The 24,318-nt window shown below is 44.7% G+C and carries 24 protein-coding genes and 1 pseudogene; 16 read left to right on the forward strand and 9 right to left on the reverse strand.

All coding sequences use genetic code 11. The features are described from left to right. The first annotated feature begins 7 nt into the window (after positions 1-7). Positions 8-1,534 carry a phosphomannomutase/phosphoglucomutase gene (locus tag J7529_RS06540; protein WP_318728324.1) on the forward strand — a complete coding sequence of 509 codons (1,527 nt, stop codon included), beginning with the start codon at positions 8-10 and terminating at the stop codon, positions 1,532-1,534. 236 nt (positions 1,535-1,770) lie between these two features. Here the strand turns inward: J7529_RS06540 and J7529_RS06545 are convergent. Together J7529_RS06545 and J7529_RS06550 are read right to left on the reverse strand one after the other, a co-directional pair. Further along, positions 1,771-1,899: pseudogene (locus J7529_RS06545) on the reverse strand (IS4 family transposase); the annotation flags it as partial. A gap of 153 nt (positions 1,900-2,052) precedes the next feature. After that, positions 2,053-3,615, reverse strand: a complete 1,563-nt coding sequence (locus tag J7529_RS06550; protein WP_318728325.1) for an FAD-binding oxidoreductase — start codon at positions 3,613-3,615, stop codon at positions 2,053-2,055. A gap of 175 nt (positions 3,616-3,790) precedes the next feature. Here J7529_RS06550 and J7529_RS06555 point away from each other — a divergent pair, with 175 nt between their 5' ends. From J7529_RS06555 to J7529_RS06590, 8 genes are all read left to right on the forward strand, one after another. After that, positions 3,791-4,087: a hypothetical protein gene (locus J7529_RS06555; protein WP_318728326.1), complete on the forward strand. Its 297-nt coding sequence runs from the start codon at positions 3,791-3,793 to the stop codon at positions 4,085-4,087. 74 nt (positions 4,088-4,161) lie between these two features. Continuing rightward, positions 4,162-4,824 (forward strand): hypothetical protein, encoded by a 663-nt coding sequence (locus J7529_RS06560; protein WP_271939910.1) that lies wholly within the window; start codon positions 4,162-4,164, stop codon positions 4,822-4,824. Between the two features lie 15 nt (positions 4,825-4,839). Beyond that, complete coding sequence (locus tag J7529_RS06565) at positions 4,840-5,106, forward strand: UPF0175 family protein (RefSeq protein WP_271939909.1); 267 nt, start codon at positions 4,840-4,842, stop codon at positions 5,104-5,106. After that, positions 5,103-5,585 (forward strand): DUF3368 domain-containing protein, encoded by a 483-nt coding sequence (locus J7529_RS06570; RefSeq protein ID WP_318728327.1) that lies wholly within the window; start codon positions 5,103-5,105, stop codon positions 5,583-5,585. Before J7529_RS06565 ends, J7529_RS06570 begins: the two co-directional genes overlap by 4 nt. Before the next feature lie 50 nt (positions 5,586-5,635). Beyond that, positions 5,636-6,919 (forward strand): phosphoribosylamine--glycine ligase, encoded by a 1,284-nt coding sequence (gene purD / locus J7529_RS06575; protein ID WP_271939907.1) that lies wholly within the window; start codon positions 5,636-5,638, stop codon positions 6,917-6,919. 161 nt (positions 6,920-7,080) lie between these two features. Then, positions 7,081-9,171, forward strand: a complete 2,091-nt coding sequence (locus J7529_RS06580; protein WP_271939906.1) for an ATP-binding protein — start codon at positions 7,081-7,083, stop codon at positions 9,169-9,171. A 48-nt stretch (positions 9,172-9,219) separates the two neighbouring features. Then, positions 9,220-9,750 (forward strand): Npun_F5560 family protein, encoded by a 531-nt coding sequence (locus tag J7529_RS06585; RefSeq protein ID WP_271939905.1) that lies wholly within the window; start codon positions 9,220-9,222, stop codon positions 9,748-9,750. A gap of 9 nt (positions 9,751-9,759) precedes the next feature. Beyond that, the gene (locus J7529_RS06590) at positions 9,760-10,401 is read left to right on the forward strand and encodes a hypothetical protein (protein ID WP_318728328.1); all 642 of its coding nucleotides are present in this window, start codon (positions 9,760-9,762) and stop codon (positions 10,399-10,401) included. Here the strand turns inward: J7529_RS06590 and J7529_RS06595 are convergent. Then, positions 10,387-10,743: an STAS domain-containing protein gene (locus J7529_RS06595; RefSeq protein WP_271939903.1), complete on the reverse strand. Its 357-nt coding sequence runs from the start codon at positions 10,741-10,743 to the stop codon at positions 10,387-10,389. The two genes, J7529_RS06590 and J7529_RS06595, sit on opposite strands and share 15 nt — an antisense overlap. Before the next feature lie 336 nt (positions 10,744-11,079). Between J7529_RS06595 and J7529_RS06600 the strand changes: the two genes are divergently transcribed. From J7529_RS06600 to J7529_RS06610, 3 genes are all read left to right on the forward strand, one after another. Beyond that, on the forward strand, positions 11,080-11,697 hold the full coding sequence (locus tag J7529_RS06600; protein WP_271939902.1) for a DedA family protein: 618 nt from the start codon (positions 11,080-11,082) through the stop codon (positions 11,695-11,697). A 91-nt stretch (positions 11,698-11,788) separates the two neighbouring features. Further along, positions 11,789-13,123, forward strand: coding sequence for a UDP-N-acetylglucosamine 1-carboxyvinyltransferase (murA, locus tag J7529_RS06605; RefSeq protein ID WP_413038822.1), 1,335 nt, complete (start codon positions 11,789-11,791; stop codon positions 13,121-13,123). Positions 13,124-13,252: 129 nt separating this feature from the next. Continuing rightward, positions 13,253-14,299, forward strand: a complete 1,047-nt coding sequence (locus J7529_RS06610) for a hypothetical protein (RefSeq protein ID WP_318728330.1) — start codon at positions 13,253-13,255, stop codon at positions 14,297-14,299. Positions 14,300-14,394: 95 nt separating this feature from the next. Here J7529_RS06610 and psb27 read toward each other — a convergent pair whose 3' ends face one another. The 5 genes from psb27 to pstS all read right to left on the reverse strand — a co-directional run bounded on the left by psb27 (position 14,395) and on the right by pstS (position 18,889). Then, on the reverse strand, positions 14,395-14,793 hold the full coding sequence (psb27, locus tag J7529_RS06615; RefSeq protein ID WP_271939900.1) for a photosystem II protein Psb27: 399 nt from the start codon (positions 14,791-14,793) through the stop codon (positions 14,395-14,397). Between the two features lie 92 nt (positions 14,794-14,885). Continuing rightward, on the reverse strand, positions 14,886-15,719 hold the full coding sequence (pstB, locus tag J7529_RS06620) for a phosphate ABC transporter ATP-binding protein PstB (protein WP_271939899.1): 834 nt from the start codon (positions 15,717-15,719) through the stop codon (positions 14,886-14,888). Positions 15,720-15,754: 35 nt separating this feature from the next. Beyond that, positions 15,755-16,651: a phosphate ABC transporter permease PstA gene (gene pstA / locus J7529_RS06625; protein ID WP_271939898.1), complete on the reverse strand. Its 897-nt coding sequence runs from the start codon at positions 16,649-16,651 to the stop codon at positions 15,755-15,757. Between the two features lie 70 nt (positions 16,652-16,721). Beyond that, the gene (gene pstC / locus J7529_RS06630; protein WP_271939897.1) at positions 16,722-17,672 is read right to left on the reverse strand and encodes a phosphate ABC transporter permease subunit PstC; all 951 of its coding nucleotides are present in this window, start codon (positions 17,670-17,672) and stop codon (positions 16,722-16,724) included. Between the two features lie 86 nt (positions 17,673-17,758). Next, positions 17,759-18,889, reverse strand: a complete 1,131-nt coding sequence (gene pstS / locus J7529_RS06635) for a phosphate ABC transporter substrate-binding protein PstS (RefSeq protein ID WP_271939896.1) — start codon at positions 18,887-18,889, stop codon at positions 17,759-17,761. Positions 18,890-19,566: 677 nt separating this feature from the next. On the opposite strand from pstS, the gene J7529_RS06640 reads away from it, so the two are divergent. Next, a complete protein-coding gene (locus J7529_RS06640) occupies positions 19,567-22,149 on the forward strand; it encodes an EAL domain-containing protein (RefSeq protein WP_318728331.1) in 2,583 nt (860 codons plus the stop codon). Here the strand turns inward: J7529_RS06640 and J7529_RS06645 are convergent. Continuing rightward, positions 22,141-23,124: a GntR family transcriptional regulator gene (locus tag J7529_RS06645; protein ID WP_318728332.1), complete on the reverse strand. Its 984-nt coding sequence runs from the start codon at positions 23,122-23,124 to the stop codon at positions 22,141-22,143. The two genes, J7529_RS06640 and J7529_RS06645, sit on opposite strands and share 9 nt — an antisense overlap. 143 nt (positions 23,125-23,267) lie before the next feature. Here J7529_RS06645 and J7529_RS06650 point away from each other — a divergent pair, with 143 nt between their 5' ends. The 3 genes from J7529_RS06650 to J7529_RS06660 form a co-directional block, all read left to right on the forward strand. Beyond that, positions 23,268-23,456 (forward strand): hypothetical protein, encoded by a 189-nt coding sequence (locus J7529_RS06650; RefSeq protein WP_271939893.1) that lies wholly within the window; start codon positions 23,268-23,270, stop codon positions 23,454-23,456. A 76-nt stretch (positions 23,457-23,532) separates the two neighbouring features. After that, positions 23,533-24,096: a peptide deformylase gene (gene def / locus J7529_RS06655; RefSeq protein WP_318728333.1), complete on the forward strand. Its 564-nt coding sequence runs from the start codon at positions 23,533-23,535 to the stop codon at positions 24,094-24,096. A 9-nt stretch (positions 24,097-24,105) separates the two neighbouring features. Then, on the forward strand, positions 24,106-24,318 hold a 213-nt coding region (locus J7529_RS06660), incomplete at its 3' end, for a hypothetical protein (RefSeq protein ID WP_318728334.1).

Raw genomic sequence — 24,318 nt, forward strand, 5'->3', positions numbered from 1 at the left:
ACTAGCTATGGTTAACGATATCAATTGGAAAAAATTACAAAATGGCTCGGATATTCGAGGGGTGGCACTTCCCTTGATCCCCGATGAGCCGGTTAATTTAACGCCCGACGTTTGCCGTAAAATTGGTCAAAGTTTTTGCACTTGGCTCAGTCAAACTTTAGAAAAACCAATTACAGAATTAACTCTAGGGTTGGGACGCGATAGCCGTATTTCTGGACCAGAATTGATCGATGCGATGATGGAAGCGATCGCCGCCCTGGGTGCAACAGTGTATGATTTCGGACTGGCTTCGACCCCTGCCCTATTCATGAGTACAGTAACTCCTGGGTTTATGTGCGATGGGTCAATCATGTTGACAGCTAGCCATCTCCCCTCAAATCGCAACGGGTGTAAATTTTTTACGGCTAAAGGGGGATTAGAAAAACAAAATATCAGTGAGATTCTGAGCATTGCCTCCGAAACCCACTTTACACCCGCACCTACCCCCGGAATCATTACCTCCAAAGACTTTATGAGCGTTTATGCCGGTCAACTGGTGCAAAAAATCCGGGAAGGCACGAACCATCCCACCAATTTTGAACAACCCCTGAAAGGTCTCAAAATTGTCGTTGATGCCGGTAATGGTGCAGGGGGATTTTATGTCAGTCAAGTCTTGCAACCCTTGGGTGCAGACACCACAGGGAGTCAATTTCTTGACCCAGATGGCCATTTCCCTAACCATGTACCGAACCCCGAAAATGGCAAAGCAATGGATGCTATCTGTAAAGCGGTCACGGAGAATCAAGCGGATTTGGGGATTATCTTTGATACTGATGTAGATCGCGGGGGAGCCGTAGATGGCACGGGTAAAGAACTGAACCGCAACCGTCTCATTGCCCTCATTTCTGCTATTGTGTTACGGGAACATCCCGGATCGACTATAGTTACGGACTCCATTACCTCTGATGGTTTAGCGAAATTCATTACCAAAGACCTCAAGGGAACTCATCATCGGTTTAAGCGTGGGTATAAAAATGTGATCAATGAAGCCCAACGATTAAACGCAGAAGGTCAGGAATCTTGGTTAGCTATTGAAACCTCCGGTCATGCAGCAATGAAAGAAAACTACTTTCTTGATGATGGAGCTTACTTAGTCAGTAAACTGGCGATCGAATTGGCAAAAGCGAAATTAGAAGGGCGATCGCTCAATGATTTAATCGCTAACCTCAAAGAACCTGTCGAAAGCCAGGAATTCCGTATTAAACTTGCCCTGGATGACTTCAAACCCTATGGTAATCAGGTGATTGAAGCCTTGCAAACCTTTGCTAACGCTCAACCGAACTGGAGTGTAGTTCCCAATAACTATGAAGGCGTGCGAGTTTCCTGCACTGCTCCAGAAGAAGATGGATGGTTTCTCTTGCGTTTGTCCCTCCACGATCCGGTGATTCCCCTGAATATTGAATCCAATGTTAGCGGTGGTGTGGTCAAAATTGCCCGTAAACTGCTCGCATTTTTCCAATCCTTTGATGCCCTAGATCTTTCAACGATGAAGTAATATCATATTCGGCTAATTCATTATAAAAGTCATTGCGAATTGACATACATCTGTAGGGGCAAAAAATTTTTCACTCCTACTGTTGTAATACCCTTTCCCTATGAAGCTCAGCTTCATGGGAAAGGGTATGACTAGATTTTCTAGTTTCTGTTAGGAAAAAATGTCGCGATCGCCGATACTGCAAGAGTTCTAGAAGTCAGTCAAGACAAATATTTTCCCAGTTTGACAGAAGAGGGATAGTTTGACGCTTCGGTACTTCTTCCTCCCCAGACACTCGCCAGTTCAGCTAGGTTCACGGTTTTAGCTCGGAACACAACGATAATGAACAAGGCGATCAAGGAGAGTCTGTCTCCATGCCAGCCCAGATGGGATCGTCATTGCTCTCGAATGGAGTCACTGTATTGCATGAGGGTCTGATTAGTGTTGTGCTAACTTCCATCAAACCCTCTCCTTGCATCCTTTTCAACTTTTTTGTCCTGTACTGAGATTATCAACGCATCCTACAATTTTGTTGATTATTAACTGTGATAATCCCGTCCTGAGCCGTAGTGCCAACTATCAAGCCAACGATGATAGGTGTATAATTGCTCTGGAGACAAAAATTTGAGATAGCGTTCTAAGGATTTACCGATTAAATCTAAGAGAGTATAACTGGCTAAATTCTGATAATGGAGCGTCCAATTGAACAAAGTAGACAAACCAACTTGAGGAATTATTTTTAGAACAGAAATGGGTTGCTGAATCCAGGTTTGAAGTAAGGTTTGGGTTAAGCCAGGAAACTGAACCACATCTTGGAGAAAGGGATATAAGACTTCATTACCTGCTTCTTCCATGATGGCAAAAACACCACTGAGTAAGTCATTGGGAGGCACAAGAAAGTCTTTACTTTCCATTTTTAAACTCATAGAGCGCTGGAAGAGCCAAGTGACCGATAAACTGGGTTGATAGGGTTGGAGAAGAGTTAAGTCTTTCTGTTTGAGAGTATCGAGGGTTAAGGCTTCTTCAATACCCAAGGTTAAACGCTTTAAGTGACGGATCATGGCTCCAAAACCACCAAAACTGAGGGGGGACTGGCTGCCGCTACTATCACCGATGGGTAAAATACGGTCAAAGGGCAATTTAAGGGGACTGTTTTGATAACAGGGAAAAAAGCCAAAGAGGGCACGTTGAAAGGTGAGTTTATCGAGGGAAATATTTTGGTATTCTGGCAGCAAGCGCAAATATTCCTCATAGAAAAATTCGAGGCTAAATCGGTCAGGATGGGCATCTAAGTAGGTAAATAAATAGGTGGTGCGACCATCTTTTGCCGGAAAAGCTTCCCAAAAATATTGACAGTGATTGATAGGAGGAGTGAAGGAGACAAAGAGATCTCCAGTGTCACTTTTAGGATATCCTTGAGCGACGCTACCAACGACTAAACAAACGGCATCGGGTTTTGCTCCTGCTCGCGCTTGTTGGCTAATAGGGGAAAAGTGACCCATGGCATCTAGGAGTAAGCGAGCGTTAAGATAGAGATCGCCCACTTTAACCATAACTCTATCTGGATAAATGGTTGCTCCTTGAAATAGTGTTTGCTCTAATAGGGTTCCTCCCGCTGCTAGAAAACGCTGCTTGAGAGACTCCAACAGAAATACCGGATCGATACCAATATTGAGGATATCGTTAACCCAAATATCGTCACCACCCGGAAAACTAACCCGAGCTGGGTTATACTCAGTGGCGATCGCCTCCTCTAACTGTTCTGGAGTCAGTAGCCCCAACTCTACCAAAACCCCTAACTCCCGACGGGAAATATTCCACTCCTGTATCCTGCCACGCAAAATTCCCCGCTCTACCACCGTTACCTGTATCCCACGCAACTGCAAGGCACAGGCCATCATAATCCCTAATGTGCCCCCACAAATGACCACGTCCGTGTCTAGGGGTTGATGGGGACTAGAACCTTCTCGATCTGCTACAGTAACGACTGGGGAGACAGGAATCTTGCCCGATCGCAAACTCGACCAAAGCCCATCCACCTTTCGCAACCCTCCCAGCACATCCCCTGGTAATTGGGATAAAATTTCTTCAGTTTTGCTCATAGCCTTATCATCAGTAACCCCGGATCTAGGGTAACGTGCTTACGCCACAAATTCTTGTAACATCCAAAAACCTTGGTGTTGTCGTTGTGAGAAATGCTGCTATGTATTTGCTGGTTTTTGTGCTTATGGAGATCGAGAAAAAGTAATTAAAGCTTTTGGGAAAGACCTCTTCGTTATGGAAGAAAATTTACATATCTGGTCAGAATTACTGGGATTAAAAGGTTATATACCTTGGGAATGTGTAGGAATGCCCGAGGAAAATCAACTTTATTTTTACAAGCTTTATCAACAAGGGGTAAGAAATCAGGCGATTACCCTGTTTGAAAATGAAATTTTGATCCCCTTACAAAATAGGGGGAACTCTGTAGAAGATTATTTCCAGCAAATTCAGAATCAGTTCGGTCAAGTTGATGAAAATCATCATACTATGCCTGAATGGTTGTGGAATAAAATCCGTCCAGTTTTAGAATAAATACTTGTTTGTGTCCATAGCGATCGCGTTAGAATAATCCTAGATGTTGAAAACACAGACATAGAAACATTAGGATGAAATTTGCAACCGATCGCCTTTGGATGGCAGGGCTAGTATTGATTGTAGGCTGTACATCTCCAGAAGCCTCAGAACCGAACCCAGGGAGTGTTGCAGTCAGTTCTGTTGACTCTCCGTTAGCGAGCAATTTACCCGAACGTAAGACAGAAACCGTTTTTGTTGAGGGAGAACCACAAGAAATTACCCTCAAGCTCTATCAAGAAGACCAAATTCCCGTGCTTACCTATTACCCTGACAATATCAGTGTCAGGAGTGCGTGTAGCCATGAAGGATGCGGAGTATCTTTTGAGCTTCTTCAAGGTCTATCTGTATCTGGTTCCCCCACAGACGCACCCTTACGAGCTAGAGTACATGTATTTGTTCCCTCCGCAGGCACAACCTTAGAGGAGTTAGAAGCGGGAGTAACTGGAGATGGGGGAGTATTTGCAGGCAAAGGCTGGCAACAAGGAGTATCTAGCGGTTCACTTTCGTATCCTTGGGAGAAAAAGAACATGAACTTTTATCATTCTGAACAAAATCTTTTAGGTTCGGTGCATCTAGGTCAATCCCAAGGTCAGGCTTTCCGCGTTACTGTCGTTTTTCCTGGGGATATGGGAGATGGCTTTGCTCCCCGTGCTAATGTCATCCTTAACAATCTACAAGTAGACTCGATTCAATAATTGATCTTTTGTAAAATGCAAATCACTATTGAAATTCCTGACAAAATTGCCCATCAACTCGATCAAGATGAAGAACATTTATCTCATCATCTCTTGGAACTGATGGTTGCAGAGTCTTACCGTTTAGGTAATATCAGCACGGCTGAAGTTGGTCAAATTTTGAAATTACCAACGCGCTTGGCGACTCATGCTTTTCTCAAGCGTATGGGGGTCTATCTAAATTACGATCGAGCTGAATTAGAGGTAGATCTTCAAACCCTTGAGAGGTTTAGAGGTCAGTGATTGTTGTTTCTGATACTTCTACAATTTGTTATCTGCTGCTGATCGATCGCATTGATATATTGTCGATACTGTACCAAACCATTACTATCCCCCAAGCAGTAGCTGATGAATTAACGGCCTCCGAATCTCCACCTATTGTTCAATCTTGGATTGATCGACCACCGAATTGGTTAAATATTGAGGCTCCTGAAACAACTCAAGATCATGGGTTAGAAACCCTCGATTTAGGAGAGCGTGAAGCTATTCTATTGTCTGAACAACTGAGAGCAGAGTTGGTGATTTTAGATGATAAAGCGGCTCGGAAAATTGCTAGAGAGCGTGGATTAAACATAATCGGTCTTTTGGGAATTATCAAAGATGCAGCTTCACGTGGATTGCTTGATTTAGAGATAACATTCCAACAGTTGCAAAATGCGGGCTTTTGGGTTTCACCGAGTTTGCTCGACAGTTTACTCAGAAATGGGGAAATAGAGAGATAGGCACATTACCGATTAAAATTAAGCAGGTGAGTGTGATTAAATAACAGAACGTGAAAATTATTGTCATCGGTAGTGGAGGGCGAGAACATGCGATCGCCAAAACCCTCCTGCAATCTCCCCAAGTTCAACAAGTGGTCTGTATCCCAGGTAATGGGGGAACAGCCCGGTTAAAGCGCTGTGAAAATCTTCCCCTCAAGATCGATCAATTTCAGGCGATCGCCGATTATGCTAAAACCCACGCTATCGATCTAATTATTGTCGGCCCAGAAGCTCCCCTTGCCCTCGGTATAACCGATGCCCTGCAAAGCCATAACCTCACTGTATTTGGCCCCACCCAAGCCGGGGCACAAATTGAAGCGAGCAAAGCCTGGGCAAAAGCCCTGATGAGTGAAGCATCCATTCCTACTGCTGCCTCCGCCGTGTTTACCGATGAAACAGCCGCCCGTGCCTATCTCCAGAGCCAAGGCGCACCCATCGTGATTAAAGCGGATGGTCTCGCTTCTGGTAAAGGGGTAACTGTGGCCATGACCTTAGAAGAAGCAAACGCAGCGATCGCCGAAGCTTTTGCAGGTAAATTTGGATCAGCCGGTCAAAAAGTCGTGATTGAAGAATATCTCACCGGTCAAGAAGCCTCTATCCTAGCTCTGACTGACGGCGAAACCATCCGTCCCCTGATTAGCGCCCAAGACCACAAACGCATTGGTGAAGGGGATACAGGGCCCAATACCGGAGGCATGGGAGCCTATGCTCCTGCACCCGTTGTGACCCCAGAATTGAGCGATCGCATTAACCAAGAGATTCTCCTCCCCACCATAAAAACCTTAAAAAAATGGGAGATTACCTACCGGGGAGTCTTGTATGCAGGTCTGATGATTACCCCAGAAGGCGATCCCAAAGTGATCGAATTTAACTGCCGGTTTGGCGATCCGGAAATTCAAGCCATTCTTCCCCTGTTAGAGACTCCCCTAGAAACCCTACTCTTAGCCACTGCACAAGGAAAATTAGCCCAGCAAGAGATTACCTGGAAGCCTGGCGCTTGCGCTTGTGTGGTTGCGGCTTCTGATGGATATCCCGGTAGCTTTGAACAAGGATTCCCCATTACTGGCATAGAAGTGGCTGAAGCTCAAGGTGCGATCGTTTTTGAAGCTGGAACCAGCTTAAACGATAATCGCCCTGTCACCAGTGGCGGCCGAGTCTTGGGAGTCACTGGGGTGGGAGCAACCCACGATCTAGCCTTTGACAAAGCGTATCAGGCGATCGCCTCGATTTACTTCCAAGGTTTATACTACCGTCGAGATATCGGCCATCGGGTGCGGCAAAAACAGAGCCAGTAACCCATAATATAAACACGGCAAACAACTAAACCTCTTGTATAAGTGGGTAGAAAATGAATAGTAATGCAGTAATCATATATTCTTATGATTATTGCCTATTGCCTTTTGCCTGACTTCTGCAAGAAGTCTACTGTAGGTCTTCAGATCAATGTATCGGTATTATGGTGGCTTTACTGAAAAATATTAAAGGAGCGATCGCCCATTGGTGGTCAGAATTTACCCTGCAAACTCGACTCATGGCAGCCGCAACCCTAGCGGTATCCCTAATCATGAGTAGTCTAACCTTCTGGGCTGTCAATACCATTCAACTGGATGCTCGCCTCCATGATACCCGCTTTGGTCAAGACCTGGGACTCCTGTTAGCTTCTAACGTCACCCCCTTAGTTGCAGAAAATAACCTCACGGAAGTTGCTCGGTTTTCCCAACGCTTTTATAACAGCACCTCCAATATTCGCTATCTCCTCTACGCAGATCGAGACGGTAGACTCTTTTTTGGTCTCCCCTTCTGGGACTCAGAAGTACAAACGTCCCTGAGTATCGAGCGTCGAATTCAACTTCCGGAAAATTACATCACTTCCTCACAAATTCCCCTGGTTCGCCAACATCAAACCCCCGATGGGGAAGTGACTGATGTCTTCGTTCCCTTGATCGATGACAATCAATATCTCGGCGTATTGGCGATCGGTATTAATCCCAATCCCACCGTTGTCACCTCCTCTAACCTCACCCGCGATGTTACCCTAGCCGTTTTTGTCTCCATTTGGTCTATGGTCATTTTAGGAGGAGTCTTTAATGCTCTCGCCATTACCCAACCGATTAAAGAACTCTTAGCTGGCGTTAAAAGTATCGCTGCCGGTAATTTTAAGCAGCGCATTGATTTACCCTTAAGCGGAGAATTGGGCGAACTCATTTGTAGTTTTAATGATATGGCGGAACGGTTAGAGAGTTATGAAGAGCAAAATATTGAAGAATTAACGGCTGAAAAAGCTAAATTAGAAACCTTAGTCTCTACCATTGCTGATGGAGCCATCTTATTAGATACCGATCTCAATATCATTTTAGTTAATCCTAATGCTCGCCGCATGTTTGATTGGGATGGAGAATCCGTGGTGGGCAAAAACGTTTTACGCTATGTTCCTCCCCCCCTACAAGTTAAACTAACTCGTCCTCTCTATGAAATTGTCCAAGGGAAATTTTCTCCGTCTGATGGTGCATCTATCTATGAGTTTCGCATCACCTTAACCGAACCCGTTAAACGCACAGTGAGAATTTTACTCACGACCGTGTTATCCCATCGCGCCACAGGAGAAAATGCCCTATGTCAAGACTGCTTACACGATGCGAATGACACTTGTGTGGTTCCAGAACGCCCCCTAGCCCAAGAATGTGTCTTGTATGAGCATCATATTAAACCGAATTTAGAAAATGCAAATATTGGCAACTTGAAAGGGATTGCCATAACCGTTCAAGATATTACCCGCGAAGTAGAACTCAATGAAGCAAAAAGCCAATTTATTAGTAATGTTTCCCATGAACTGAGAACACCATTATTTAATATTAAAGGATTTATCGAAACCCTTTATGAATATGGAGAAGAATTGAGTGATGTGGAACGGCGAGATTTTCTGGAAACCGCCAATCATGAAACCGATCGCCTCACCCGGTTGGTCAATGATGTCTTAGATTTATCTCGCCTAGAATCGAGCCGCACTTATCATTTGGATGCAGTTTATGTGGGACAACTGATTGAGCAAACCCTACGCACGTATCAACTCAATGCCAAAGATAAAGGGATTGAACTCGGACAAGAAATTGAAGCCGATTTACCTAAAATTTGGGGCCATTATGATTTACTCCTCCAAGTCCTCACGAATCTAGTGGGAAATTCTCTTAAATTTACAGAGTCCCAAGGTAAAGTTATGATTCGTGCCTATTGTCCTCAGAGCAATCAGAACGTTGTCCGTATTGAAATATCTGATACGGGAATCGGCATTGACACGGAAGATCAAGCTGCTATTTTTGACCGGTTCTATCGAGTGGAAAACCGGGTGCATACGTTGGAAGGAACGGGACTTGGATTATCTATTGTTCGCAATATTATTGACAAACATAATAGTTGTGTACAATTGGTCAGTGAAGTGGGAGTCGGTACAACCTTTTGGTTCGATCTAGCCTTGTATGAGGAGGCGATCGAGCCGGAACCGGTCAGTTCCTTGGAACCTGTATATGGAGGATCTCCCATCAATACCTAACCTATTTTCCATTCCCTATTCCCCATTACCCAAAGGAGACCTTAAAACATGACCCATTCTTCTGACTCGGAAGCTATTCAGGAATTTCAAGCCGAAATGACGCGCTTGCAGGAAGAGTTAACCTTAAGAGATCAATTGGTACAACAGTTGTCTCAAGAACTGTTTCGCTTAGTGAAAGGAAACGCCTCATTTATCCCGGCTCAAACTGGGTCAGCAGATCAAACCGAAAATTTGCGATCGCTACAAGAGCAACTGCAAAAGGTGGAAGAGCAAGTACAGTTTTATCAAGAACAAATTCAAGAGCGAGATGGTGAGATTTATCAACTGCGCCAGTCCGTGCAAGAATTAAGCGATCGCTCTGGAATGCTCGAACAAGTCGTACAAGAACTTCCCCATCTCTATCGGCAAAAATTTGCCGAACGCATGGAACCCATCCGGGAAAAGGTTTCCCTCCTGCAACGGGAAAATAGGCAACTCCATGCTGAATTACAAAGCGTCAGTTATCGGTTAGCCATGAGAACCCGTAACCCGTCTCGCATTGATTTACCTAACTTTCCCATCACCTCTCCCCAAACCTAACCGATCGCCATGATCTATTCCTCTGTACAGATCGTTGTCGAGTCAGAGCGCGATCGCTCGGCTACTCTACCCATCAAATTACAGGACACCATACAACGAATTTCACCCAAGATTGACACAACGATTCAATCGATCCAAACGCTCAAAGCTTCAGAGGAGGTTTTGTTCTGTCCACTCACCCTCAATATTCCCGATCATCTTCCGTTTTTGGGTCAAAAAACTTACGAATATTGTCGCTCCATAGAGTCCTTGCAGCAAACGGTTTCCACCTGGGGATATCCGATCGGTGAAGGAAAAAATTGGTTACCAATTATTCTCAGCGCCAAAGGCCCGCTTTATGGTGAAGCGATTCAAAATGGGAACCTGACCTATCATCAACCCCTACATTTAGGCGATCAAACTCGTCAAACCCTCTACCAACTCGGTTATCAATTGCTGCGCCATATTCAAGCTATTCCTGGCGTTTATCTGCTTCAGTTTGGAGGCACATCCAATCCCTGCTTCGATCGCCTGATTCCGTTTCCTGATACCCCAGTCTTAGCCAGTTTGGGGGTTCAAGAGCCAGACTTACTCACCAGTTATTGGTATTGCCAAATCGGAACCCCCCTCATCGACTTGCAAATCAAACCGCTTCCTTCAAACAGCGCTTAATGCCATCAATTGATCCGGTTGAAACACCTCTAATACTTTTTCGTAGGAAGGGTAAATTTCAAATACACCTTCTAGTCTAGCGATATCTAATATTAATTTCACCTGTCCTGGAATATTGCACAGAACCAGGCGGCAACCCTGCTGGCGAGCTGCTTTGAGTCCATGAACCAATTTACCTAAACCCGCACTATCCATAAAACCCACCCCAGCCAAATCTAGACAAAGGATAGACATTTGAGAGGAGATCTCCTCAATCTGCCGAGAAATCTGTTCACCCCTCTGAGCATCAAAAGACCCTTGAGGGTGAAGAACCGTAAACTGACCCATTGCTGTACTTGTCATCGTGATTATCCTTTTAGTAAGTCCCTAGGAGGTTGAGTTCCTTGACCAATCTAAGATCTAAAGCTAAAAAAGTTGGTAAACTGAGTGACCGAACTCTAGCTTTAAGTAATCATACTCTAGCGATCGCCTCTTAAGACCTTCTTAATATAAGCGTGAAAATTGAGAATTGTCAGCCCCAAAAACAACACTTTCTCAGAACTTCACCAGATTACCCAAACTTTCCTGAAGCATTGATCCCCAATCCAGATTGACAGTACCTGGATTACACGCCAAGATCGAAAAAAGCTTAATCTGACAACGTAACTCATACGTTCTCTTCTCACCTACCTGGTTTGCATGTCCTTAGAATTTCTCTCACTCGATACAATTCAATCCCTCGCCAGTCAATACGGATACTGGACCATCTTCCTGGGCATAATGCTCGAAAATACCGGACTCCCCCTACCGGGTGAAACCATTACCCTCGTTGGTGGATTTCTAGCGGGTAGCGGTGAAATGGTATATTGGCGAGTTCTCATTAGTGCGATCGCCGGAGCGGCGATCGGGGATAGTTGTGGATATTGGATCGGCAGAACCGGAGGATGGCCCCTACTGCTCAAAGTAGGCAAATTCTTTCGAGTCGCTGAACATCAACTGGAAAATGCCAAAAGCAAATTTCAGCAAAATGCCGCTCGCGCCGTCTTTCTCGGTCGCTTCATTGCCCTGCTGCGGATCTTTGCTGGACCGATCGCAGGTATTGTAGAAATGCCCTATCCTAAATTCCTCCTCTGTAACGTTGCTGGAGCCACCCTTTGGGCAAGTGTTATGGTGAGTCTCGCGTTCTTTGTTGGTCACCTCATTTCCCTCGAGCAACTCATCGCTTGGGTGGGACAATTTGCGATCCTCGCCCTACTTCTCCTCATCGCTTGGATTGTCGTTCCCCTATGGCTAGAAGCCCGTGCCTCTGAAAACTGAATAAAAGATCCGGAGATTGGATTAGCGTACTGGAAAACTTTCCGGTACAATCAAACCAACTTCGGAACCTATGGTAAGAATTACTTAATTTTTGGAGGATAGAGCTATTAATACCGTGATTTCAACTAATGTCGCGCCTGTGGCAGCGGCAAAAACCCCTTCTATGCTTGAAATTGAAGGCAAATTCCGCTTAAGCGGCCAAGTGCAGATCAGTGGAGCCAAAAACTCCGCCTTAGCTATTCTCGCAGGCGTAGTACTTTGCTCCCAAACTTGCCGATTACGCAATGTACCCAACCTGGTTGATGTCAATCGCATGGGCCAGATTCTAGAATCTTTGGGCATTCAGCTCCAACGTCAGGGAGACACCCTAGAATTGGATGCCACTGACATCACTCAAGGACAAGCACCCTATGAAGTAGTTAGCCAACTGCGAGCCAGTTTCTTTATTATTGGCCCCTTATTAGCCCGTTTGGGTACAGCCCAAGTGCCCTTACCCGGTGGCTGTGCGATCGGCGCTCGTCCTGTAGATCTGCATGTGCGCGGACTCCAAGCCATGGGGGCCCATGTCCAAATCGAACATGGAGTTGTGAATGCCTATGCTCCCCAGGGTAAACTCAAAGGAGCTAAAATCTATCTGGATTATCCCAGTGTGGGGGCAACGGAAACCCTGATGATGGCAGCGACCTTAGCGGATGGGGAAACCTGTATTGAAAATGCTGCGCAAGAACCCGAAGTTGTAGATTTAGCTAACTTCTGTCGTTCTATGGGCGCTCGCATTAAGGGAGCTGGCACAAAAACGATTTGGATTGAAGGGGTTTCTCAACTGCATAGTACCGACTATGAAGTCATTCCCGATCGCATTGAGGCTGGAACCTTTTTAGTCGCGGCTGCCATTACCCAATCCGAATTGTTGCTCAATCGGGTGATTGCCTCTCACCTGACTCCAGTAATCGCTAAATTAGAAGAAACGGGTGCAAAAGTAATCAAAGAAGGAGAAAGACAATTACGCCTTCTTCCCGCAGAACGTATTTTACCGACAGACATTGAAACCCTTCCTTATCCTGGCTTTCCCACAGATATGCAAGCCCAGTTTATGGCTTTGCTCACCATAGCCGATGGTAATAGTATGGTCACCGAAACCGTGTTTGAAAATCGTCTACGCCATGTGGCTGAATTACAGCGCATGGGAGCCAATATCCGTGTTAAGGGGAATATAGCTATTGTTAAAGGTGTACCCCTGTTATCAGGTGCGCCGGTATTAGCCACAGATTTACGGGCTTCCGCTGCTCTAGTTGTAGCGGGATTAGCTGCTGAAGGCACCACAACCGTTCAAGATTTACAACATCTAGACCGGGGCTATGAACAGCTTGAAGTCAAACTGCGAAATCTAGGGGCCCGCTTAACCCGAATTGAAAGCGTCTCTTAAAAATTTTTGATCTTTGGAGTAACGGATTGAAATTTGTCCTGAAGGGTGCTGAACTAAATTTTCAGGATTACCATAGGAGGTGAAATGTGATTAAATTCCATCGATCGCAGATTTTAAGAGGTTATCCTTGTGGCTCTTTATGCTGAACTCCACCGACACTTAGGCGGTTCGGTCGTCCCTCGCATTCTCTGGCGCTATTTTCACCGTAGTGGCTCAGAATGGTCTGAGCAGTTTGCTGAGTATCCTGACTTTGAAGATTTCTATACCCGTCCTCGGAAAACCTTAGATGAATATTTAGAACTCCATACCTTAGTTGAGAAAACCCAAACTTTAGACACATTACCCTATTTTATTTATCGCTTGATTCGAGGGGCTTATGTGTTTGAAAATTTAGCCTATTTGGAATTACGCTATACGCCTTACCTGCGGACTCCAGAAGAGTATAGCCAGAACGATCGTATCGATCGCATGGCGGCTATTGTGGAAGCTGTAGGTCAGGCGAGCCAAAATCATAACTATAGTATTATTACAAGCCAGATCCTCTGTACCCATTCTCGTCTGCCTGATGAGGTAAATCGGGCGATTGTGGAACTTGCCGCCCAAATGCCTGAATATGTTTGTGGAATTGATCTTGCAGGTGGAGATGCCCATTATGGCGATCGCTTGTTGGAATTAATTCAGCTCTATGAGTATGCGCGATCGCTCGGCCTCAAAACAACCGGCCATCTCTACGAAACCCATGAGGGTTGTTATCCTGAACTACTCCCCTATCTGATGCGTATTGGCCATGGGATTCAAATTCCCCTCCACTACCCTCATCTCTTACCGCAACTGGCGAGGCAAGGGCAATGTCTAGAAGTATGCCCGACTACCTACCTGAAAACAGGAACTCTAGACGACTTAAGTGAACTGAAAATTGTCTTCGATCGCTGTTTTGATGCTGGGGTAGACATTGCTATTTGTACCGATAATGCCGGACTCCATAATGTTCGTCTACCCTTTGAATATGAAAACTTACTAACTTTAGACATCATCGACTTTGAACAACTCCAAGCCTGTCAAGATGCTTCATTCCGCCATGCTTTTGCTTGGCCTTACCCCGAACACCCAGCTTCTCTGTTAACGGGACTCTTGCAAAACGAACCCAACCTCAATCTAACCCCAGCCTTAACCTAGGAGTAATGAGGAGTGAGTAATGAGTAAAACTGGGTTTCTCTAGGGAAAAACCGTTTACCCATTACTTATTACCGATTAGCCTTGAGACTGGGCAATTAGGCTCCCCGTTTAAGCGCTGCTTCGACTTGGCGCAATTCCTGGTTAATCCGTTGTTTTAACTTTTCTGGAACCGGACGATTCGGATAAGAACTATAATGTCCTGCCAAACTGTTGAGTGCTGTGCGGATTGTGGTAAATGAAGTTAAAGTAGCCACAGATCTATCTCGACGATATCGAGACGCATATTGATTAATTAACTCCCTTGCCTCTGCTTGAGCCTCAGCCTTATTGGGAGCATCTTCAGGAAGTTCGATGGCCGTGCGTAGGCTATCAACCATATTCAAAGTATCTTGAGAATAGTTGCCTGTAATCACAGAAGGGGTGTTGGAACACCCAACCAAACCCATGATCGCCACTAAAATCAAGGGTAGCAATCGTGCAAAAAATCGCTTCATAAGGATCATCAAAAACTGCATCATTGAGATTTACTCGTCAGTTGATCCTATCGTGAATGGTGACGTTGGCGATCATTGGGTCGTGATTAATCTTATCCAAAGCGTCCACTGACATACTGCTGAGTGGCTTCTTCTTGGGGATTTTGGAAAATATCTTCTGTATTGTCATATTCGACTAAATACCCAAACCGTTTACCCCCTTCAATTGCTTTAGCGTTGAAGAAGGCAGTCATATCAGACACCCGCGAAGCCTGTTGCATATTGTGAGTCACAATTACAATGGTGTAATTTTCTTTGAGTTCATGGATCAGCTCTTCTACTTTCAGGGTAGAAATGGGGTCGAGGGATGCACAGGGTTCATCCATTAACACCACATCCGGATTAATAGCAACTGTGCGAGCAATACACAGGCGTTGTTGTTGTCCTCCAGACAGGGCAAACCCACTTTGGTGCATTTTATCTTTGACTTCATCCCATAGGGCCGCTTGACGGAGCGATCGCTCCACAATTTCGTCAATCTCTGACTTAGATTTACCTAACCCATTAATCCGCACACCATAGGCGATATTATCATAAATGGATTTGGGGAAAGGGTTGGGTTTTTGAAACACCATGCCAATCCGTCGGCGAACTTCCACTGCATCAATGTTATTTTCGTATAAACTTTGATCGTGATAGAAGATTTTTCCTTCTAACTTAAAGATGGGAATTAAGTCATTCAGACGATTAAAACACCTTAAAATCGTACTTTTACCGCATCCTGATGGGCCAATAAAAGCAGTTACACGATTTTTGGGGATGTCCATAGATACATCCCGAACCGCTTTAAAATCACCGTAAAAAATACTTACATTGTCAGTTCTTAAGACGGTTTCAGTTTTGTTCACTGTAGTTGAATCCGCATTTGTTGAATCTGCATTGGTCATGGTCTTTCCTCAATTCTTGAATAAACGTATAAACCTTAAAACTGACTTTGACGGGTGGCTAATCGAGCAATAATACTACTGATTAATACCAACATGACTAAGACTAAAGATGCTGCCCAAGCTAATTCTTGCAGTTTCAGATCAAAACTACTCGCAAAGTTGTAAACTAGCACGGCTAAGGATGGCGTAGGAGCCATCAAGCCTCTGGGCCAAAAATTAGAATTGAGTGCCGTAAATAGGAGGGGCGCGGTTTCTCCCGAAGCACGGGCAACCGCTAGGGTGACTCCAGTCAAAATGGCAGGGAGGGCAGCGGGTAAAACCACTTTAAGGACAGTTTGATAATTGGATGCTCCTACACCAACGGATGCCCAACGAATATCTTGAGGTACAATTTGCAGTGCTTCGTCGGTGGTCCGAATAATGGTAGGAAGCATTAACACCGATAGGGCTACGCCTCCTGCTAAGGCAGAAAAGGTTCCTGTGGTTAAAACAACTAAACTATATGCAAAGACTCCAGCAATAATGGAGGGCACACCACTCAGGACATTCGTGGCAAACCGAATTCCACGAGCCACTTTACGGGCGACTTGGCTACTCGAACTAAATTCAGATAGATAAACGGCTGCCAATACGCCAATAGGTACAGCAATTACGCTGGCAATGCCGACGGTAATAAACGTTCCTAGGATAGCGTTAGCAATTCCTCCTCCAGTTTGTCCGGCTGCTGGTGGCAATTGGGTGAATAGAGCTAGACTTAGGCGCGATCCTCCTTTAATAATCACATAAATTAAGACCGCAAATAGGGGCAATATTGTTAGTCCAATACAAATCCCAGAAATGGTTGTCATCACCCGATCAAATATGGCTCTGGGGCGGCTATTATCTTGGATTAGGCTACTGGCTAGGGACTTCGATTCTGTAGAAGGGTTCATAAAGTCAGGGAATAGGGAATAGGGAATAGGAAATAGGGAATAGGGGGAAATTTAGCCATTACCTATTAACCTAGTCATATTTGGCTTTGACTTGATTGACAATCCATTCAGCTAGCACATTGACGACTAAGGTCAGAATCATCAGAATCAAACCGGCGTACATGAGGGCAGAAACCTGTAGTCCAGAGGCTTCAGGGAATTGGTTCGCCATCAATGAGGCAATGGTATTACCGGGAGCCAAAATCGAGAGGCTCATTTTGTTAGAGTTACCGATGAGCATGGTAGCCGCCATGGTTTCTCCCATGGCTCGACCAAGAGCTAACATAATTCCGCCAACGATACCGGAGAAGGCGGCTGGCAGGAGAACGCGGAAAATGGTGACCCACCGGGTTGCACCGAGTCCTAGGGAGGCTTGTCGTAGGTCTGGAGGCAAGCTAGCTAGGGAATCACGGGCGATCGCCGTAATAATCGGTAGAATCATAATAGATAGGACTAATCCAGCCGGTAACATGCCTGGGCCAGCTAGAGGGGTGCTAAACAAGGGAAACCACCCAAAGGTGTTATGCATAAAGTCACCCATAGGCTTGATCAGAGGAATTAAGACGAAAATCCCCCATAATCCATACACCACACTGGGAATAGCTGCCAGCAGTTCGACCAGAAACACCAAAACAGTACGGATATTGACGGGAATAAAGTCTTCACTCAGGAAAACAGCCGTTCCCAGACCGAGAGGTACAGCAATCATTAGAGCAATGGCTGCACTCATCATCGTTCCGTAGATCATGGGCCAAATCCCATATTCATCTTGAACCGGGTTCCAGGCACTTTGGAAGAGAAAGGGAATACCAAATTGTTGCAGAGCATCAAGAGCACCCAAACCCACAGTGAGGGTGATGATAATTAGGATAGCGGCGATGGATAAGGCAAAAATAAAGGTAAGACCAATAAAACCTCGGTCTAAGTTTTTTTCTACATTAGAGCGCGATCGCCCAGATTCAGCTTTTGCTACAGAAACCATAGAATAACATTAATAACATAGGTGGGGAATCAAGGGTTAGGAGTAAGGGAGTCCCTTACTCCTAATCGCACGAGGAAATTGAGACTCTATTTCACTTCAATCTCATAATCTGGGCTAATGGAATCAGCAACCATGGCCACTTTTTCCCGCACGTTATCCGGTAAGGGAATGTAGCCCAAATCGGCACTAATCGTTTGTCCCTCGTTCAGACCATATTCAATCATGGCTTCGACAGACTTGGCAATTTCTGGATCATCATATTCCTTGTAGGCCAGCAACCAAGTATAGGTGACAATCGGATAAGACTCTTCCCCTTCTGGGTTCGTGACAAAAGCGCGTAAGTTTTCCGGTAATTGCACCGCTGCCAGGGATTGAGATGCTGCTTCATCAGTGGGATAAATAAAATTACCCGATTTATTTTCTAGGGATGCCATATTCAAGCCGGCGCTTTTGGCAAATCCTAGCTCTAGATAACCAATGGCTCCTTCTGTTTGCCTGACTTGGGCGGCTACCCCATCATTTTTGGCTCCACCAATACCAACCGGCCATTCTACAGTTTTGCCTTCACCAACTTGGTTTTTCCACTCTTCGCTCATGGCGCTCAGATTTTTAGTGAACACCCCTGTGGTTCCGCTACCGTCAGACCGATAAACTACGGTGATATTTGTATCTGGAAGAGTGATACCGGAATTAGCTGAGGCAATTTTGGGGTCATTCCATTGGGTAATATTCCCTAAGAGGATATCAATCAAAGCTTCTTGGGTTAAGTTGAGTTCATCAACACCTGGAAGGTTATAAGCCATTACCACACTTCCAGCGGTCATGGGGAGCATCAAAACGCCTTTGTCAACTTCAGAGATTTCATCATCTTTCATCGCTACATCACTGGCTCCAAAGTTAACCAAGTTTTGCATAAATCGTTCTACCCCAGCTCCACTACCAACCGACTGATAGTCAATCTGAAGGTTGGGGGTTGCATTACTAAAATCTAGGAACCAGCGTTGGTAAAGGGGGGCGGGAAAAGAGGCTCCGGCTCCCGTTAAACTGGTGTTACCGGCTAGGGCCAATTTGCTGGTGGATTTCGCTTCACCTCCACCTGTAGTGCTTCCCACTTGAGATGTATCATCTCCACCAGCACAGGAGGCTAAGGCTACAGCGCTCAGGGCTGCAATTAATAGGGAAATGCTTTTACGCTTGCAGTTAGAGAAGGAAAACATAAGATCAATCAAGTTTGAGATTAGGGCAATCTTCAGTGTACGAGAAGATGTTGATTGCAGGTTAACCCTTTATGGCGCTCTTTTGGTTAAGATTAGGTAAAATAAATATTAATAAAAAATTATTTTAGAAATAATTTATGATTCTTTGATCGGAGTTCAGAGTAAATCCGATCATGGATATATTAGTGGAAATTTATTTAAAAGTAATCACTGGAATTCTTTGATCAATTTGTTTTTTCATTCACGGTTGTTTTTATTTTAACAATAAGATAAAACCCGATGACTAATCTCTTGGTTGATAGAATCATCAAGAGAATCCCTAAAAACATATCTATGGAGAATCAAAAATATTAATCATTATTTAGACTCGATCCTATTGATCCCTAACTACATCATCTCCTAATCAATGCCATTATAAATCTCTATTTGTTTTTTCTCAAAGATAGTGTTTACTCTATATCTAATATCAGGTCAACCCGAAACCCCCTCAAGTCTATCTGAAAAATGCTAGAATTAATGTATCATTTGATATTTAACAAATAAATAGGAGAATTGTAAGGGAAAAAGTTGATGATTGATTCAAAAGTTCCATAGGGATTTTCGCAGTGCAACAACATCTTCAACAATTTCAGAAATCTATCCGACAAACAGACCCTTTGCATTGGCACGAGGGTCGGATGACAACTGAGATCAATTATCAGGAACGTTTTTTTAACCTGTCCCTAGAACTCCTATGTCTGATTGACTTTCAGGGGAATCTACAAAAAATAAATCTGACATGGGAAACGACATTAGGATATAGCCCAGAAGAATTATCTCAACAAAATTTCTTGCAGTTCATCCACCCAGAGGATAAAAAGCCTACTCGCCTGGCGTTAGAGCGATTAGTCTCAGGACAACCCCGCCTTGATTTAGAAAATCGATATCGCTGTCAAGATGGCTCCTATCGATGGATTGCTTGGACTGCGGTTCCCGAGCCAGATGAGGGGTTAATTTATATGGTGGGTCGGGATATGACCGATCATAAGCAGGTGGAGATTGAATTGCACTCCCGTTTACAACAGCAAGCTGCGGTTTCAGAACTGAGCCAGAAGGCTTTAGAGGATCGCGATCTTGATGCTGTAATGCAAACAGCCGTGGAGTTGGTCAGTGAAACTCTATCGGTAGACTATAGTGCAATCTTGGAATTGTTGCCGAATTATCAGACGCTGTTGCTCCGGTCAGGGGTAGGGTGGCAAGCTGAATTGGTGGGTCAAGCGATGTTAAGCGCTCAACCCACTTGTCATGCGGGGTATACTTTATCTCAGGGAAAATCCATTATTGTGGAGGATTTGCCGGTAGAAACTCGGTTTAGTGGTTCTCCTCTGTTGCATAATCATCGGGTGGTTTCTGGGGTGAGTACGATTATTTCGGGGATTCCAGGTTCTGATGGGCCGTTTGGGGTGTTAAGTGTGTATGCGAGGGAGTATCGCCCATTTACCCAGGAGGATGTGTCGTTTTTACAAACGATCGCCAATGTGCTAACGAGCGTGATGACTCGCCTACAAGCCCAAGATCAATTAAATTTGATGGAGCGGGCGATCGCCTCTAGCAATAATGGCATTATTATTACTGATTCCACTCAACCGGATAATCCGATTGTTTATGTCAATCCAGCCTTTGAAGAGATTACGGGATATAAGCGAGAAGATGTGCTGGGTCAGAACTGCCGTTTTCTGCAAGGGATTTACCGGGATCAAAATGCCCTTGATGAAATTCGTCAAGCTATTGAACAAGGAACAGAATGCCATGCCATTCTGCAAAATGTGCGTAAAGATGGTCAACTATTTTGGAATGAAGTGCGGATTTCGCCGGTTTTTAATACCCAGGGCCATCTGACCCACTTTATTGGGATTCAAACTGATATCAGCGATCGCAAACAAGCGGAAGAACAACTCGAACATCATGCCTTTTACGATCATCTTACCAATCTTCCCAACCGCGCTTTGTTTGTTGAATATCTACAACGAGCCATTGAAAAGACCCAAAAAGACTCCAATTATCAGTTTGCTGTCCTATTTCTCGATTTAGATGGCTTTAAGAAAGTCAATGATAGTCTGGGTCATTTAGTAGGAGACTTATTGTTAATGGCGATCGCCCGTCGTCTAGAAAACTGCCTCCGTCCAAGCGATCTACTGGCGCGACTCGGAGGAGATGAATTTACCATCTTCCTGGACAAGATTCACACTCTTCAAGATGCCACCAAAGTCGCTCAACGAATATTAAGTAAACTCTCCAATCCTTTCCACCTCAATGGTCATGAAGTCTTTGCCAATAGCAGCATCGGAATTACCCTAAGCACGATCAGATATGACCAAGCCGATGATATCCTCCGAGATGCAGATTTAGCTATGTACCAAGCTAAAACGGCGGGTAAAGGACGTTACGCTGTCTATAATACCCTTCTCCATACCCAAGCGGTTAACCGCCTTAAATTAGAAACAGACCTCCGAGGAGCCATCGATCGCCAACAATTGCACCTTTACTATCAACCCATTGTTGACTTAAAGACCAGCCAACTGACCGGTTTTGAATCGCTTCTACGCTGGTATCATCCCGAATGGGGATTTGTTTCTCCCGCTGAATTTGTTCCTGTGGCTGAAGAAACGGGGTTAATTTTACCGATTGGAACTTGGGTTCTGGAACAGGCCTGTCAGCAATTGCACCTTTGGAATATCCAATTTCCCGATCGCTCTCCACTGACAATGAATGTCAATCTGTCTGTCAAACAGTTTGCCCAACCCGATCTAATCGAACAAATCGATCGCATTCTAGAGGCAAACCAGATTGAAGGGAAATTTCTCAAACTAGAAATTACGGAAAGCGCTATTATTGATAATTCTAAGGTAGCTAATCTAATCTTTCAACAACTGAAAGCCCGTCAGATTCAACTCTGTATTGATGATTTTGGTACGGGTTATTCTTCCTTAAGCTATCTGTATCGTTTCCCCGTTCATACCCTAAAAATTGACCGCAGTTTTCTCAACAATCTAGATTCTAAGGCTTCATCTCACTATCGAGAAATTATTAAAGCCGTGATTAATTTAGGTCATAATTTAGGGATGGATATTGTTGCTGAAGGCATTGAAAAGATTGAACAGCACAAACTTCTGCAACAATTCGGGTGTGAATATGGTCAAGGTTACTTCTACTCTAAACCGATGACAGCACAAGCGATCGCCAATTTATTAGCCCAGCCTTCAGCTCACGGATTAGTCTAATCCCAGTTCTCGCTTCAGGCGGTTAATCGAAGACTGATCGATATAACTCTGGGTTTGAATTAATCGAGGAGGGCGAATAATATCTTCTCTGGCTTCTTGGAGGGCAGCTTTAACTGCGTCATAACTGGCAACGTCACTGACTACATACTGAACCGTCCTCACCATAGCATTAAGTTTATAGCGATCGTCTCGATGAGCGGTCATCACCAACACCTCCTCACCGCGCAAACTATGAATAATCACTTCAACAGCGCGTAAAATTCCATGGGAGAGACTGACTACTCCAAAATATGTGCCTTTAGGTAGTCCTTTGACTAATTCAACTTCGGGGGCATAATCATAGATTTCTACAGGAACTACCCGCGCTGATTTGGGTGCAGCAATGTTTTCTGCATCGCCAAAAAAATAGCGACTGGTGACGACGGTCGCCGATCGCGTATGATTCAAGAGATCGTCTAATTCTTCTAAAGGAACTAACTGTACAGGAATATGCAGAGCTGCTTGTAATTCTTCCATCATCAGTTGCCCTACGCCAATATCATTGGTGGGAGCCGTGACTAAAACCCGCGCACTACAACGCAAACGCCAATCAACTTCTGCTAAAAATAATTCTCGTGCTTCGTGGAGAGAGCAGCCTTCTTGAATTAATTGATTGACGCTATTTTGGACAATGGATTGAGCTTGGGGATAGGTTTGGATCAGTTCAGATTTATACTTTGTAAACAGTCCTTTCCCTTGCTGCCGCACATAAATTCCCGAACCAGCTTGGGCTTCAACTAGCCCGGTGTCTTCTAATTGGCGATAGACCTTGCTAATGGTATTGCGATGCAAACCGGTTTGCATGGCTAAGGCACGGGTACTCGGCAATTGAGAGCCAGGAGGGTATTGACCAGAGGCGATCGCAAATCGTAATTGATTAAATAACTGATTAGAAGCCGGAATTTCACTCTCTGGCTGGATCTGAAATTTGACCATCTGCCCAGATTTACTCCCACAATGTCACTGATTTCTAGTATATAGCGCTTCTGGGTAATAGCTGGTTGATCTATGGGTAGAGTGGGGAGAAAGTATCAAGTTTTGTTAAGCTATAGAGAAGTCCTATCTGAATTAAAGAAACAATGGATCTATCCACTATTCAAGAAAAAGTCACTATCCTAGAGAGCAAGCGAGAAGCCCTCGTACAGTTACTCGAACAACCGAATCTAGGTAGTCTCCGGTTAGATGTCAATCAAGCCTTGGAAGAGATGGATGACCTAATTGAAGAATTTAAGCAAACCTTTCCCTTGTCATCAAGCGATCGCCCCTAAATCTAAGTCAATACCGGAGTTGGTTACAATAGATCAGATGATTCACGACCTTTAGCTTGTTTAAGATACAGACCTTATGAGTTCTAGTGTTCTGGTAGAAAAGAAAAAACTCGATCGCCCCCCACTGAATATCCATACCCTAGGCGATCGCGTCCTGCGGACGAATGCCAAGCGGATCTCGAAAGTGGATGAGAGCATTCGCCAACTGGCTAAAGAAATGTTACAAACCATGTATAGTTCGGATGGGATCGGCCTGGCAGCTCCCCAAGTAGCGATCGGCAAACAACTGGTGGTGATCGACTGCGATCCGGAAGAGGCAGCCAATATTCCCTTAATCTTAATCAATCCCACCATTAAATCCTACGGTCGCGAACTCTGTACCTATCAAGAAGGATGTCTGAGTGTTCCAGGGGTCTACATGGATCTCCAGCGACCAGATGTAATTCAAGTCAGCTATAAAGACGAATATGGCCGGCCCAAAACCCTCCAAGCTGACGGACTCCTCTCCCGTGCTATTCAGCATGAACTCGATCATCTCCAGGGAGTGATGTTTGTAGACCGCATCGAAAATGCGATCGCTCTCAATGAAGAACTGCAAAAATTTGGTTTTTCCAGTCAAGACGTTAAACCTTACTCCTAGAAATAACCCATGGCTTTAACTCCCAAAAGTGGCTTACTCTTAGCCCTGTGCTGTATTGCGGCGATCGCCGCCACTGGCTGTATCTTTGAACTCTCTTCCGGCACACCCGATCTGGGATTTTCCACGACCCGTATTATCTTAGCTATCGTGCGACCCGTTCAGCCTAAATTGGGTACTTGTACTCAAGGGAAGGCTGGCAAGGTTAAGAAATGTTGCCAAATG

This window comes from Roseofilum sp. Guam (assembly GCF_017746735.1).
GTDB classification, from domain to species: Bacteria; Cyanobacteriota; Cyanobacteriia; order Cyanobacteriales; family Desertifilaceae; genus Roseofilum; species Roseofilum reptotaenium.